This window comes from Amphritea opalescens, from assembly GCF_003957515.1.
GTDB classification, from domain to species: Bacteria; Pseudomonadota; Gammaproteobacteria; order Pseudomonadales; family Balneatricaceae; genus Amphritea; species Amphritea opalescens.
The window spans coordinates 96454-111425 of the sequence record NZ_RQXW01000003.1; the positions used below are offsets into that span (position 1 = coordinate 96454).

Genomic DNA, 14972 nt, shown 5'->3' on the forward strand with positions numbered 1-14972 from the left:
AAGTCAGATCAACGGGGGACGAATAAGCTGTGAACGCTCATCCAATTCTTTCTGCAACTGACGATCAGCCTCTTTAGATTCCTGCCCCTTCAGCTTATCGACAAGCATCTCGACAGATTTAAAGTGCTGATAAGCACTCTGCCAATGGGCAGTCACTCTTTCTAACTGCTCGCGATCTATTCGCAAGGCGTTTTCCTGCTGCTCAACCGCCACCCGTAACTTTTGCATAAACGCCTGATGGGTATGAATCTGTCCTGGGGAGATACCGCTAGCGCCGACCTGATAGAAGTTATTGGCATAATCCGTGTAATAACCCTGCAACTGCGCCAGAGTGCCTTCCCCCTGCTGCACCTTCCCCTGCGCCTGGCTCAACCACTGGTCAGCCTGCTTGCGTTTACGCTCCGCAAGATCTAATACCACCTGCAATCGCTTTGAACGCTTCATGGTTTCGCCTGCTTATTCTTGTTGCCCATCGCAATATTCTGCTGCCCCTGCTGCACGCCGGGCATACTGGCAGGGTTAGGCGTTAGCACCATCGCTAGATCGGTTAGGCTCTTCTTAAAGGCGTAGGATTCATTGAGCCCCTGCTGCAAAAAGGCGTTCATCAGAGGCATCCGCTCGATCGCGAAATCGGTCTCGGCATCACTCCCCCGCACATAGGCACCGATTGATATAAGATCCTGATTTTGCTGAAATTTTGAATAGAGCTGTTTAAAGCCCATGGCCGCTTGCAGATGATCAGAACTCACCACCGACGGCATCGCTCGACTGATCGACTGCTCAATATCAATGGCGGGGTAATGGCCTTTTTCCGCCAAACTTCGCGACAACACAATATGCCCATCCAGAATAGCCCGGGCAGAGTCGGCGATAGGGTCTTGCTGATCATCCCCCTCGGTCAATACCGTATAGAACGCCGTGATGGAGCCGCCGCCCTGTTCGCCGTTACCGGCACGTTCCACCAACTTAGGTAGCTTGGCAAACACCGAAGGCGGATAGCCCTTAGTGGCCGGCGGCTCGCCCACGGCCAACGCAATCTCACGCTGGGCTTGGGCATAACGGGTTAACGAGTCCATCAGCAACAGGACATTCTTACCCTGCTCGCGGAAGTACTCGGCCAAGCGGGTCGACAACTGAGCCGCCCTTAAACGCATCAGCGGTGATTCATCGGCGGGCGAGGCGACCACCACGGCTCGGCGCATACCCTCTTCACCCAAGCTATGATCGATAAACTCTTTTACCTCACGACCACGTTCTCCGATCAGCCCCACCACTACAATGTCTGCTTCGGTAAAGCGGGTCATCATCCCCAGCAATACACTCTTACCCACACCACTACCGGCAAAAAGCCCCAAACGCTGTCCACGCCCTACGCTTAACAACGAATTGATCGCCCGAATACCGACATCGAGTGTCTGCTTGATAGGCTGCCGGCTCAGCGGATTAATATTGCGCCCCTGAAGTGGCACAGTGGTTTTACAGCCCAGTTCGCCGAGGCCATCCAAGGGTTTACCCACACCGTTAATGACGCGACCCAGCAACTCAAACCCCACCTGCACGTCACTACCACCAGCCATCGGGCTGACGCGGGCGCCAGGGGCCAAACCTTCTAATTGATCAACAGGCATTAAATAGAGACGGTCGCCGGAAAAGCCCACCACTTCGGCTTCCACCGGTGCGCCATGTTCAGGATAGATAAGACAGTATTCACCCATCGAAGCCTTGATACCCACCGCTTCTAGAGTCAAACCGATAAGACGCGTGACTTGTCCATGGGCTACGGGCGCTGGTATTTGATAATCCAGCCCTTTAAGACGGGATAAGCGGTTTATTAGCGGATCATTCATGGGCGTCTGATGACGGCTCAATCTCTGCCGAGACCGACGCCTCATCTTCCAACTGGGTAAGCGTCTGACGTAACTGCTTCGCGGCCGCTTCGAAACGACGTTCAACGGTGTTATCGAGTAGACCATAACCGCTAGCGACCTTACAACCACCCCGCGCCATCGTCGACTCTTCTACCAAGGACCAGCGGTCATTCAAGGCTAACAGCGGTTCTAAGGCTGGCACATCATCGGGATGTAAAATAACTTTAATATCGGCACCGGTTTGCGGCAACTGGGCTATCGCATCATCGACCGCTTTCATTATCGGCGCACTATCTAGCTCAATCTGCGCACCGATCACCGCCTCACTAAATTCGGTGATCAACTCAACCAGCAACCGTTCAAGCTCGGCCGTCATCTGCTGTAACGGTTCAGCCAGCTGCTGCTGCAATGTTTTTAGCAATGCTAACTGCGTATCGATTTCAGCACGGGCCGCCGCTAAACCCTCTTGATGACCGGCTTCCCGCCCCTCTTCAAGCCCTTTCTTTAAACCTTCATCATGGCCCTGCTGCAGACCTTCCTGATGAGCATCTTCACGAATTTTCTCGAGTTCCGACAGCTTTAAGCGGCCATCGACCTCCTCTTCAACCACCTCTTCGACCACAGGTTTAGGCTTTTGCTGCAACCCAACCACGTGACGACCTTGCACCACCGGCAACGTCCATAGTGCGGCGGCCTTCGCATCTTCTGCACGAATTCTGATGACTGTTTTATCGATCGCCTTCATCGTCATTACAGCATCTCTTCGCCGCCGCTACCCAGCATAATTTCACCTTCGTCGGCTAGACGACGCGCCACCGTCAGAATCTCTTTCTGAGCATCTTCCACTTCACTCACACGCACCGGCCCTTTCGCTTCGAGATCATCCCGCAGTAGCTCGGCCGCACGTTTAGACATATTTTTAAAGATTTTATCCTGCAACGAAGATTCCGCACCCTTCAGTGCAACCACCAAGGTATCGGTATTGATTTCACGCAGAATAACCTGAATGCCGCGGTCTTCAACCTCAGCTAAGTTATCAAAGACAAACATCATCTCAGAGATCTGATCACTCAGAGGCTCATCCACCTCACGAATTTTCTCCATCAACTCCTGTTCGATATTGCTATCGAAGTAGTTCATGATATTCGCCGTTGTCTGCAGCCCGCCTAGGCTGGCGCTCTGACTACTAGAGCCGGAGAATTGCAGTTCAAGAATATCATTCAACTCTTGTAGCGCCGACGGCTGAATCTGATCGAGCGAGGTGATACGCATCAAGATTTCAAGACGCACATTTTCATCAAAGCGTTGCAATACATGCGCCGCTTGATCGGGGTCGAGATAAGCGATGACTACCGCCTGTATCTGCGGATGCTCATAACGAATAATCTCGGCCACTTGCCGAGAGTCCATCCATTTTAAACTTTCTAACCCAGAGGTATTGGTGGTCATCAGAATACGGTCAACCAGTGTCTGCGCGCGATCATTCCCCAACGCCTGACTCAGCATCTCTTTAATGTAATGGTCGTTATTAATACCGATACTGGTCTGGTCACTAATCGCTTCCATAAAGTCAGCCATGACCGACTCAACCGCCGACTGGGGAATATTATCCAGATTACTCATGGTCAGGCCGAGCTGCTGCACCTCTTTTTGCCCCAGATAGCGCAACACTTCAGCCGCATCGCTCTCGCCCAACGAAATCAACAATACCGCGGCTTTCTGAATATTGGTCAGCTCAATGCCTGATTCTGTCACCTGATCATTCATTCTCAATCACCCACTGTCGGATCGCCTGCGCCACTTTGGCGGGATCTTCAGCGATCATGCTGCGAATCGCGTTCATCTGATACTCATAGGTTTCATTTGGCGTGGGCGCCAGCGCATTATCAATACCACTAAAGGTAACATGGTCCGGCGAGATACCACTCATATCCAAGGATTCAAGATCACCGGCCATATCCGTTTCAGTTTTAGCCTCTGCACCATCAGCCGCAGCCTTTTGGGCCGCGCTAATCGCCAAGCTCTTCATAATCGGCCGCAATACACCAAAGACCAACAGCAGCACAAACAAGCCACCGAGCACCTGCTTCACCAGATCCAGCACCCACTCCTGCTTCCAGATGGGCACTTCTTCTTCCTGATAAATCTCAGGCACAGCAAAGGGCGAATTAATCACACTCACACTATCACCCCGAACGGCCGAGTAACCCACCGCATCTTTAACCAGTATAGCCAAGCGATCGAGCTCATTCTGCTCCCAAGCGGCGCGAACCTTTTCACCGCCCTCAGGATTGGCCGTAGGAATATCATCAACCACGACAGCCACCGATAAACGATTAATCTGACCCAGCTGATGTTTGGTATAACTGATCGAGCGATCGAGTTCGTAGTTACGCGTCGCTTGCGAGCGGGCATTTTTCGGCACGGCTCGCTCGACAACGCCCTCGTTCTGAATGCCGGTCGCGCCAACTTCCGGCACTGAACTGGCCCCCGGGGGTTGATTAGACAGGGCACCCGGCACACCGGAGGCGGCTTCCTGCCCCGTGGTGCTTTCATCCAAAACCTGCTCACTGCGCAACGCAGGCAGATCTGGGTTGTAGATCTCATCGGTTTGTTCAACCGAGGTAAAATCAATATCAGCCGACACTTCCGCCCGATAACGACCCAGCCCAACCACCGGCTGCAAAATACTGTTAACCCGATTAACCAGGGTCTCTTCTATGCGACGGGTATATTCCAGCTGTTTGGCGGCCAGTACTACATCGGTATCCATATCCCGGGTATTGAGTAGACGGCCTTTTTGATCAACAACGGTAACATCTTCGCTGGATAACTCTGGGATACTGGAAGCAACCAGATTGGTAATCGCTTCCACCTGAATCGCCTCTAGGCGACGCCCCGCCACGAGATCAAGAAACACCGAAGCGGTCGGTTTGCGCTGATCACGTATAAATACCGATTGTTTTGGCAATGCCAGATGCACCCGCGCACTTCGCACCGCCAACATACTGGTCACAGTACGGGCCAACTCGCCTTCTAATCCGCGACGATAGCGGGTGGTTTCCATAAATTGGCTAGTACCCAGCCCCTGCTCTTTATCGAGCAGCTCAAAACCTACGGTGTTATCACCGTTAAAGCCTTCGGCGGCTAAGCGTAAACGGGCTTTATGCACATACTCTTCTGCCACTAGAATATTGTGGCCGGTGGAATCAAACTTATAGGGAATACCGTTGAGCTGTAGCTGCTCGATGATCGGATTAGCATCCGCGTAGGAAATATCATTATACAGCACCCGATAATCGGGTTCTTGTGACCAGAGGACAACCGCAAAGCCGATCGCAATAGTGGCGGCTAGCCCCACCATCAGACCTAACTGGCGCACCAACCCCAAGCGGTTAAAGCCAAAGGCTACCGACCCACCTGTTGCTGTTTGCACTGCTGCGTTTTCCATCTAACCGAGTACCCTGATGCTACTTCTGCACTGTATTGTGTGTTTCATTAACATTAGATCGACATTTTAATGACGTCTTCATAGGCACTAATCATCTTATTACGCACCTGAGTTAACGCCTGAAAAGACACCGAAGCCTTCTCCATGCTGATCATGACCTGATGTAGATCAACCCCCGCAGAACCCTGTTCGTAAGAAGTTGCTAAACTTTTCGCCTGCGCTTGAGCGTTATTCACGCCATCGATGGCTCCTTTAAACAGATCAGCAAAGCTTTCACCATTCTGCTCATCGGCAACCTGCCGAATCGCAGTAGGACGACTAATCTCAGAGGACATGCCCTGCTGGGCCTGCATTTTGACTTCACGCATCTGCTGTAGCACTGCGTTAATCTCTGCACGTTCAATCATACACACCTCGGAAATGGCAATATATTGACATTATAAGTTTGATCCGCCACTTAGCAAGCAACAAAACACTCTATTCGCCAATTTTATGACACAAAAACCTGTCAATTTTTAATCTCACCTTGGTATAAAGCAAAAAACGAGCCATAGGCCCGTTTATTTTTTGACAGCAAATACCTACCGAGACGCCGGCGGTTGGCCATATTTCAACCGAACATACATCAATGCCACTGTAATCGCGTCCCCCAGTGCCGTATGCCGCTCTAACATCGGAATATCCAGCTGTTTAGAGATCGTATCAAAGCGCAAATCAATATCACCGCCAACATACCGCCACTTAATAATATCGTGATACACATGGGACAACTCAATCGCCTTGCCCGGCAAACCAAAACCATAGCGTGGCCGCAGATACTTCTCTAACATGCGCACATCATAATTAACGTAATAACCAAGAATAGGCCGATTGCCGACAAAGGCTAGCACCTGCTCCAACGCCTCATCCATATCCACGCCATCGATGAGGTCCGCCGCCCGTATCTTATGTATCTTGATCGAATCGCCGGTCAAGCTCTTAGGCGGTTTCAGCTTAATATCCAGCCGTTCGCTGGTCATCACTTTGCGACCTTTGATTTTCACCGCACCAATCGAGAGTATTTCACCCTCTTTAATATTAAGACTGGTGGTCTCACAATCCAGAGACACCACTTCATCGCCATCATAAGGCTTAAACAGATGTGCATGAGGACCCTTTTTATGGTTCATGCGCTCCTTTATTTTACGAATACTTCTGGGAATAATCATTTTCCGTGTTAGCCTCCCAGGTGATATCTAAGCTCTAGGTGTTTCTTAAAACCCTTAACGATATGCATGCCATCCCTCAGCAGATCTTTTTCCATTTTATCCAGTGATGATAATTCAAGAATATTGGGCGTTTGATCGACACCGCTTTCAGATTCATCGATCCGCTTAACCTGTTGCTTCAAACGAGTTTGAATAAACAGGGCGAGCGCTTCACCTAATTCACGCCCATGCTCCGCTTTCATCTGCCCCATCTCCACCAGCGCTTCGATACGTTTAAAGGTGTTGGTTTCGAGTATTTTGAACTGCAGTGCCATGGTGCGAATACCATGCACGATGGGGAAAATACCCGCTTTCTTAACATCCAGTTCGCCTTTATCTTTCAAATTACCGAAAAAAGTGAGTGGCGTATTAAACTCAATGGCCGCTCGGGCAAAATGGGAAAAGAACACATCGTTATTTTGTAGGTGGCGTAAAAACCAGTTTCTTGAGGCCTTAAACAGCGCCACATTACCCGCCACCGGATGCGCATCTACGGCGATAGCCAGATTCATCTGCGCCTCGCCTTCGCACTGATAAGACCAGTCGCTCATCGCCTGCGTCCACTGGCCGATCGACTTAACCCAAGCCGGATTAGACACCATAATATTGCCCGGACACTTAGGAAAACCAAAGGATATCAAGGTTTCAGTAAAACGCTCCATGGTCGCCTGCATCTCTGGCCAGATCAAACCATCTCGATAGATCAGAGCATTATCCTGATCGGTCTTCATGATCTGTTCTCCACGGCCTTCACTGCCCATCACCACCAAGCAAACATGGGGCTGCATATCAGCGGGCACAATCAAACCAAACAGTTTGGCAATCACTCGCTCATTCATCGCGGCGATCAACTCCATGGCAAAACGCGCCTTAACGCCCTGCGACACCAAGGCTTTGATCAGGTCATTCAGCCCATGCGCCGCTTCATAAAGGTCTTCAACCGTCTGCGCCCGCTCGATGCGCAGGCCGATTACATGGGAGTGGCTAGAAAAATAGCTCAACACATCGGTCAGTTCAATGACGCCTGTTAGGCTACCATTATCCATCACCACAATCCGCTCGATACGCTGCTGGGTCATGGTAATCAATGCATTAAAGAGATAATCATCGGAGGTCATCGAAATCAGTCGATAGCTGGCGATACCCGCGACACCCGCGTCGAGAGACAGCTTATTGATAATCACCGCATCCAGCAGATCAGTACCCGTTACCATGCCGTAGCGATTGCCCCGCTTAACCAAAACGCAATCAGAGCGTTTTTCACGCATCAACTGAGTCGCCTCGGTGATCGTCGTGCCATCCAGTACAATCAACGGCTCTCGGATCAAGCCATCTTTAATCTGCGCCAACATAAACTCTGCCATATCCTGATCACCGCCCTCCTGGGCTTGGATTTCAGTTTTGGCAGAAAGACTTTGCTGGAAGTAATCGGCAAAGCGGCTATTGCTAGCGCAGAGATCGAGCAGTACACGGGTCGGCAGTATGTGACAGATAGTCTCATCGACAGCGATAAAATTATGGATCGCCTTACCTTTGAGGGCCGACCAACCACCGAAGTAATCTTCGTTGGTATAGTGCACATAGAGATGTTCCTGCGCGCCCTGCTCTTCGACCTCATCACTCTCGGCGACACGCCCCTTTAAGATGATATAGACACCTTCAGGCACGCTACCGGCGGCAAGAATCGTCTCACCCGACTGATAATAGCCAATATCAAGGCTTGAACTCAGTATTGCCTGCTCCTTCTCGGTGAGCAAACTGAACGGCATATTTTCTATTTTGAAAGATGTTGGCATTGTAATCTCCTCAATCCGCCGCTACTGCAAAGCGTCTGATTAAAGGGTCATAAAAACCCTTTAAGCCGAAACTTTCGCTTCATAAAACAGGTCCGATAAAAAAGGCGCGCCAACCTTCGCTGACGCGCCTTACATTTAATCAGATCTTTTCAGACCTTAGTGCGCGTGAGCTTCACCTGCACCGCGGGGTACACGAATACTCTCAACCATTTCCTGAATTTCAGCAGGTGGTGGAGGAGTCATCATGCAAACCACATAGGCAACGACGAAGTTCAGGATCATACCAACGAAGCCGAAGCCACCGGTGGAGATACCCAAGAACAGATCATCTTTCGATCCACCCATAAAGGTGAAGTAGATCATGTAAGCCATGGTAGAACCAAGACCGACGATCATACCGGCAATCGCGCCCTCTTTGTTCATGCGCTTATTGAAGATACCCATTACGATAACAGGGAACACGGAGGAGGATGCCAGACCAAAGGCCAATGCAACTACCTGTGCCACGAAGCCTGGAGGATTGATGCCGAAGTAACCCGCAATACAGATGGCCACCACTGCAGCAAGACGAGCATACATAAGCTCCTGCTTCTCACTGATATTTGGATTAACACAGGTTTTCATCAAGTCATGCGCAATCGCTGTGGAGATAACCAACAACAAGCCCGCTGCTGTCGATAGTGCTGCGGCAACCGCACCCGCTGCAACCAAGGCAATAACCCAGCTAGGTAACTGAGCGATCTCAGGGTTAGCCAATACCATGATGTCACGGTCAACATAGACTTCGGTCACGAATGGAGCACCCGGAGCCGGTGTTGGATTAACCTTAGCGTTGGTAACCGCACGCTCACCATGAATACCACGGGCTTCACCATCAAACGCTGGCTTACCACCTTCAAACGCTGAACCGGCAGCATACTGTACTTTGCCGTCACCGTTATAATCGTGCCAGCCTAACAGACCCGCATTTTCCCAGTTCTTAAACCAGGTAGGCATCTCACTGTAGGCAGTACCTACATTAGTTGCATCAGTACCGTTAATCGTTTCGATCAGGTTTACACGACCGAAACCAGCAACACCCGGAATCGTAGTGTACAGAATCGCGATAAAGATCAACGCCCAACCCGCAGAAGTACGCGCATCTTTAACACGCGGCACGGTGAAGAAACGTACGATAACGTGCGGCAGACCCGCAGTACCCGCCATCAAGGCCGCTGTCAGACAGAAGACATTGATAGTGGATTGCTGACCCGAGGTATATTCAGCGAAACCAAGGTCAACAGACAGCTTATCCAAGGTTGCCAAGACAGACATACCTGAATCCAGCGTCGCACCCAAACCAATTTGCGGCAAGAAGTGACCGGTTATCTGCATCGACATAAAGATCGCAGGCACCATGAACGCCAGAATCAGTACGCAATACTGTGCAACCTGAGTATAGGTAATACCCTTCATGCCACCCAATACGGCGTAGAAGAATACGATCGCCATACCGATAATAACACCGGTGTTGATATCAACATGCAGGTAACGGGAGAACACAATCCCCACACCACGCATCTGACCAGCAACATAGGTAAAGGAGATCACGATAGTACAGATGATGGCGATAACACGCGCCGTCTGTGAGTAATAGCGATCGCCGACAAAGTCAGGCACGGTAAACTTACCAAACTTACGCAGGTAAGGTGCCAGCAGCATCGCCAATAGCACATAGCCACCGGTCCAGCCCATTAGGTAAGCGGCACCATCACGACCAATGAACGAGACCAAGCCCGCCAAAGAGATGAACGACGCTGCAGACATCCAGTCAGCCGCCGTTGCCATACCGTTAGCGATAGGGTGTACACCACCGCCCGCCACGTAGAATTCTTTTGTTGACCCCGCACGGGCCCAAATAGCAATACCGATATAGAGCGCAAAGGAGCCCCCTATAAAGATGTATGTAAGTAGATCAAGACTCATATTAGTAATCCTCAGCTCAGCCGTTATTGTTGTTATTCATGAACGTCGTATTTTTCATCAAGCTTATTCATGCTGATTACGTACATCCAGATTAGAGCTACATATACGAAGATTGCACCCTGCTGCGCGATCCAGAAACCCAGAGGGAAACCGAAGAACGGAATTGCGTTCAATTGATCGACAAACAGGATTCCTGCTACGAAAGACACTACAAACCATACTGCGAGGTAAGTTATGATAATGCGTAGGTTTTCAGCCCAGTAGGCCGAAGCATTGTCTTGTGAAGAAGTAGACATTTGCACCATCCTTATTTTTGTTATTAAGGTTAATTAAAAGTTGTGGACTATTAGAATTTAACAAAGAGTGAAGGCAATAAAATCCCCTACTTTGGTCTGATTAAAGTGATCAAAAAGCCACCAAATCAGCCCGAGCCCACGCCCTACGCCACCTGAGGGCATTCCGGAAAAACCGTTAGAACTCAATAGACTAGACAAAGGTATAAGAGCAATAGGGTTCTTCCCTCGAGTTCGGTTACACTAGACACTTCAATAGCGTAACAACAGGCAGACCTGACGATGCTTTCTGGCGGCTCTATTATTCTTATCTCTCTAGCCTATGTGGGGCTACTCTTTGCCATTGCCTACTTTGGCGACCGCAGTGCTAAAGGACGCTCATACGCCAGCAATCCAGTAATCTACTCCCTGTCTCTGGCTATCTACTGTTCATCTTGGACGTTTTATGGCGCGGTAGGCCGAGCATCGGTCACCGGTTGGCAGTTTCTAGCCACCTATCTAGGCCCAGCCATAGTGTTTATTTTTGCTTGGCGAGTGATCGAAAAGGTCATTTTGGTCAGCAAGCAGCAGAACACCACCTCTATCGCCGATTTTATCTCCTCCCGTTACGGCAAAAGCCAGGCGCTAGCGGTGCTCGTCACCATCATCGCAGTATTTGGCACCATCCCCTATATCGCTATGCAGCTGAAAGCCGTGGCGATCAGCTATGATGCGATCGCCCCCGGCGCTACCGAAGCCCTCAGTAAAGGTAACGATACCGCCCTGTTTGTCGCTTTACTCATGGCCCTCTTTACGATTCTATTCGGCACCCGCCATATCGATGCCACCGAACACCACGAAGGCATGGTATTAGCGGTCGCGTTCGAATCGATCGTTAAGCTCACCGCCTTTATCGCTGTCGGCCTGCTGGTCACCTTTCAAATTTTTGATGGTGTACCCGATCTGATTAACCATATCCGCGCCCAACTTAACAACAACGCTAATTTCAGCAGCCCACTGAATGGCAACTTTCTTGGCAACAGTTTCCTCACCGAGATACTGCTCGCCTGTGCAGCAATACTCTGCCTACCACGTCAGTTTCACGTCACCATTGTCGAAAACACACGGGTGGAAAACCTGAAAACCGCCCGCTGGCTATTTCCGCTTTATATGCTGCTGTTATCCCTATTTGTCTTGCCGATCGCCACGGCCGGGATGACCCTATTCGCCGATACCGATATCAATGCCGATACGTTTTTATTGATGCTGCCACTGCATGTCGGCTTTGAAGATCTCGCCACCTTTGCCTTTATCGGCGGCCTATCCGCCTCCACCAGCATGGTCATTGTGGCGGCTATCTCGCTCTCCACCATGGTCTGTAACGATATTGTGATGCCTCTGTTACTAAGGGTTTCTTGGCTCAAATTATCGAAAAACAAAGACCTCGGGGCGCTGCTGCTCAAGGTTCGACGCATCACCATCATCTGCCTGATGATCATGGCCTATTTCTATTATCGGATATTAGGGGATCAAGGCACCTTAGCGTCCTTTGGCTTACTGGCCTTTGCCGCTTCGGCACAGTTTCTACCGGGATTACTCGGTGGCGTTTATTGGAAAACCGGCTCACGCTACGGCATTTTAGCGGGCCTCAGTGCTGGCTTCTTGATCTGGCTTTACACCCTCGTATTTCCCACGCTATCCAGCGCGGGGCTGCTACCGGCCTCTTTTATCGAAAACGGATTATTCGGCTACGACCTGCTGCGCCCAACACAGCTGTTCGGCATCACCGGTATGGACCCGCTCACCCACGGTACGTTCTGGAGCCTGTCGATCAATACCTTGCTCTACGTGGTGATATCTCGCTACAGCCCGCAACGACTGGTCGACCGAATTCAAGCCAGCGCCTTCGTCGATGTTTATAGTAAAAACCTTTCCGAAACCTCACGGGTGTTCAGCCATGCAACCGTGGGTGATTTGCAGATACTCACCGAACGCTTTCTCGGTATCAGCCGTACTCAACACGCCTTCACCGGCTTTGCTCTGAAGGCCGGTATCGATCCACCCCTGTCCGGCGATAAAGCCAGCTCAGAACTGATTCAATTTACCGAACGGCTACTAGCCGGCGTGATCGGTGCCTCTTCCGCACGCATTGTGCTGGCATCGACACTGCGCGGTAAGGATATGCAGATCGGCGATGTGGTTACCATCGTTGACGAAGCCTCGCAGGCACTGCGCTTTAACCGTTCGCTGCTGCAGTCCACCATTGAAAACATCACTATGGGGATTAGTGTGGTGGATCAACAGATGCGCTTAGTCGCTTGGAACCGCCGCTATATCGAGATGTTCGAATACCCCAATGGGCTGATCTGCGTTGGTCGCCCCATTGAGGAGATCTTCCGCTATAACGCTACAAACGGGGAGTATGGCGCGGGCAATATCGATCAACAGGTGAAAGATCGCCTCACGACGTTAAAAGAGGGCAAAGCGCACTCATATGAACGTCACCGTATGGATGGCTCGGTGCTTGAAGTACGCGGCAACCGTATGCCTAACGGTGGTTTCGTCAACACCTACATGGATATCACCGAGCATAAACGGGTACAGGAAGCCCTGCGTGAGAGTGAACAGAATGTGCGTACCTACACCGATAATGTGCCGGTACTGATCGCCTTTTTGGATACCGATCGTAACTTCCGCTTCGTTAACAAAGCCTATGCCACCACCTTTGGACTCGATCGGCACAATATCGCCGGCGTGAATAGCGCCAGCATTCTCAGCCCCGAAGAGTTTGAGATGCGCCTGCCCTACGTCAACAAGGTATTGCAGGGTGAACGGCAACGCTTTGAAACGAAGATCCCCTCCTCGGATGGCCACACCCGTTATGCCGAAGTCACCTATATCCCCCATATCAACGAAGCGGGCTATCAACTCGGCTATTTCACCCTTTATCAAGATATCACCGAGCGCCGTAAGGCCGAGCAACTCCTACAAGAAACCAATGAGAATCTCGAACAGCGCGTGCGGGAGCGAACCCATACATTGTCGGTGGTTAACAAAGAGCTACGTAAAGAGAACACCATCCGCGCCCTCATCGAGGATGAGCTACGCCAAGCTAAGTTTGATGCGGATGCCGCCAACCTCGGCAAAACCCGTTTCTTAGCGGCCGCTAGCCATGACCTGTTGCAACCTCTGAATGCCGCCCGCCTGTTCATCTCGGCACTCGCACAGCAGAAACATAACGAAGAGACCCAACAACTGGTCCACAACCTTGATGGCTCGCTAAAAGCCGCCGAGAGTCTGATCACCACGATCTTAGATATCTCCAAGCTGGATGCCGGTGCCTTAGAACCGAACCTTAGCCATTTCTCGATCAATGCCATGTTCGACCACCTCAGTGCTGAATTTACCGCGCTGGCGGAAGAGAAAAACCTACAGTTCGATTTTGTAAAATGCTGCCAGACCGTCCACTCCGACCAACAGCTACTACGTCGAGTGCTGCAAAACTTCTTATCCAATGCGATTCGCTACACGCAACAGGGCAAGATCATGCTTGGCTGCCGTCGCGTGGGCCGACAGTTACGTATTGAGGTGTGGGATACCGGTGTCGGTATTCCGACAGACAAACTCAAAGAGGTCTTTGAGGAGTTCCATCGCATCAACAACCCTAAGCACTCTCAGGTTGACGGCCTAGGCTTAGGGCTGGCCATCACCGAGCGTATCGCCCGGATGCTGCACCACCCGATCGATGTGCGCTCCTGGCCCAACAAAGGCACGGTCTTTAGTGTCACCGTGCCACTAGGGGATAAAACCAAAGCGGTTAAACCGCGCCCAGAAAAACGGGGTTGGATTCGCAGTAAAGGGCTCGAAGGGATTAAGGTGCTGGTGATTGATAACGAACCTAAGATTCTCGAAGGTATGGGGGCGTTATTACAGGGCTGGTCCTGCAGCGTGCTCACTGCCATCTCGGCGGCCGATGCGCAAGCCGATATTATTGCGCAAGAGTTTGTACCGGATATTATTCTCGCCGACTACCACCTCGATGAAACGCTCACCGGCGTGATGGCGCTGCAAACCTTAGCGCCATTATGGGATCATCCGATCCCTGCGGTGGTGATTACCGCCGACCGCACCGACTCGGTCAAAGAGGAGATCAACGCACATCATGCAGAGATTTTACATAAACCGATCAAACCCGCCGCACTGAGGGCGATTATCAGTAAGCTGATCACCGTGAAGCCATAAGCTTTTCACCTTAAAGTGATCGGCTCGCAATCGCTTAGGCTGTTGATGATTCGCGGCTGGCCGCTGGCGAAGAGGCAATACCAAACCGTCAACACTTACCGACCAGACACAAAAAAGCGCACTCAGGGTGC

The 14972-nt window shown here is 51.0% G+C and carries 11 protein-coding genes; 1 reads left to right on the forward strand and 10 read right to left on the reverse strand.

The genetic code is table 11. The annotated features are described in order from the left end of the window. Positions 1-3 precede the first annotated feature (3 nt). From fliJ to EH243_RS04415, 10 genes are all read right to left on the reverse strand, one after another. A complete protein-coding gene (gene fliJ, locus EH243_RS04370) occupies positions 4-444 on the reverse strand; it encodes a flagellar export protein FliJ (RefSeq protein WP_126157431.1) in 441 nt (146 codons plus the stop codon). Continuing rightward, on the reverse strand, positions 441-1847 hold the full coding sequence (fliI, locus tag EH243_RS04375) for a flagellar protein export ATPase FliI (RefSeq protein WP_126157432.1): 1407 nt from the start codon (positions 1845-1847) through the stop codon (positions 441-443). Before fliI ends, fliJ begins: the two co-directional genes overlap by 4 nt. After that, positions 1840-2619, reverse strand: coding sequence for a flagellar assembly protein FliH (locus EH243_RS04380; RefSeq protein ID WP_126157433.1), 780 nt, complete (start codon positions 2617-2619; stop codon positions 1840-1842). The genes fliI and EH243_RS04380 overlap by 8 nt, the downstream gene beginning before the upstream one ends. Beyond that, a complete protein-coding gene (gene fliG, locus EH243_RS04385; protein WP_126157434.1) occupies positions 2619-3635 on the reverse strand; it encodes a flagellar motor switch protein FliG in 1017 nt (338 codons plus the stop codon). Before fliG ends, EH243_RS04380 begins: the two co-directional genes overlap by 1 nt. Next, on the reverse strand, positions 3628-5319 hold the full coding sequence (gene fliF, locus EH243_RS04390; protein WP_126157435.1) for a flagellar basal-body MS-ring/collar protein FliF: 1692 nt from the start codon (positions 5317-5319) through the stop codon (positions 3628-3630). Before fliF ends, fliG begins: the two co-directional genes overlap by 8 nt. Positions 5320-5372: 53 nt before the next feature. After that, positions 5373-5726 (reverse strand): flagellar hook-basal body complex protein FliE, encoded by a 354-nt coding sequence (gene fliE / locus EH243_RS04395; protein WP_126157436.1) that lies wholly within the window; start codon positions 5724-5726, stop codon positions 5373-5375. 174 nt (positions 5727-5900) lie between these two features. Then, positions 5901-6527: a 3'-5' exonuclease gene (locus tag EH243_RS04400; RefSeq protein WP_126157437.1), complete on the reverse strand. Its 627-nt coding sequence runs from the start codon at positions 6525-6527 to the stop codon at positions 5901-5903. 8 nt (positions 6528-6535) lie between these two features. After that, the gene (locus EH243_RS04405) at positions 6536-8362 is read right to left on the reverse strand and encodes a DUF294 nucleotidyltransferase-like domain-containing protein (protein ID WP_126157438.1); all 1827 of its coding nucleotides are present in this window, start codon (positions 8360-8362) and stop codon (positions 6536-6538) included. A gap of 156 nt (positions 8363-8518) precedes the next feature. Beyond that, positions 8519-10327 (reverse strand): sodium:solute symporter family protein, encoded by a 1809-nt coding sequence (locus EH243_RS04410; protein ID WP_126157439.1) that lies wholly within the window; start codon positions 10325-10327, stop codon positions 8519-8521. A 32-nt stretch (positions 10328-10359) separates the two neighbouring features. Continuing rightward, entirely contained in the window at positions 10360-10623 is a 264-nt protein-coding gene (locus EH243_RS04415) for a DUF4212 domain-containing protein (protein ID WP_126157440.1), read from the reverse strand. Positions 10624-10902: 279 nt separating this feature from the next. Between EH243_RS04415 and EH243_RS04420 the strand changes: the two genes are divergently transcribed. Next, complete coding sequence (locus tag EH243_RS04420) at positions 10903-14841, forward strand: NahK/ErcS family hybrid sensor histidine kinase/response regulator (protein ID WP_126157441.1); 3939 nt, start codon at positions 10903-10905, stop codon at positions 14839-14841. Positions 14842-14972 lie beyond the last annotated feature (131 nt).

Excerpts from the sequence above, each read along its gene's own strand:
- EH243_RS04405 (WP_126157438.1), bottom strand. The coding sequence starts at position 8,362 with ATGCCAACATCTTTCAAAATAGAAAATATGCCGTTCAGTTTGCTCACC.
- fliJ (WP_126157431.1), bottom strand. The coding sequence starts at position 444 with ATGAAGCGTTCAAAGCGATTGCAGGTGGTATTAGATCTTGCGGAGCGT.
- fliI (WP_126157432.1), bottom strand. The coding sequence starts at position 1,847 with ATGAATGATCCGCTAATAAACCGCTTATCCCGTCTTAAAGGGCTGGAT.
- EH243_RS04410 (WP_126157439.1), bottom strand. The coding sequence starts at position 10,327 with ATGAGTCTTGATCTACTTACATACATCTTTATAGGGGGCTCCTTTGCG.
- EH243_RS04400 (WP_126157437.1), bottom strand. The coding sequence starts at position 6,527 with ATGATTATTCCCAGAAGTATTCGTAAAATAAAGGAGCGCATGAACCAT.
- fliG (WP_126157434.1), bottom strand. The coding sequence starts at position 3,635 with ATGAATGATCAGGTGACAGAATCAGGCATTGAGCTGACCAATATTCAG.
- fliE (WP_126157436.1), bottom strand. The coding sequence starts at position 5,726 with ATGATTGAACGTGCAGAGATTAACGCAGTGCTACAGCAGATGCGTGAA.
- fliF (WP_126157435.1), bottom strand. The coding sequence starts at position 5,319 with ATGGAAAACGCAGCAGTGCAAACAGCAACAGGTGGGTCGGTAGCCTTT.
- EH243_RS04420 (WP_126157441.1), top strand. The coding sequence starts at position 10,903 with ATGCTTTCTGGCGGCTCTATTATTCTTATCTCTCTAGCCTATGTGGGG.
- EH243_RS04415 (WP_126157440.1), bottom strand. The coding sequence starts at position 10,623 with ATGTCTACTTCTTCACAAGACAATGCTTCGGCCTACTGGGCTGAAAAC.
- EH243_RS04380 (WP_126157433.1), bottom strand. The coding sequence starts at position 2,619 with ATGACGATGAAGGCGATCGATAAAACAGTCATCAGAATTCGTGCAGAA.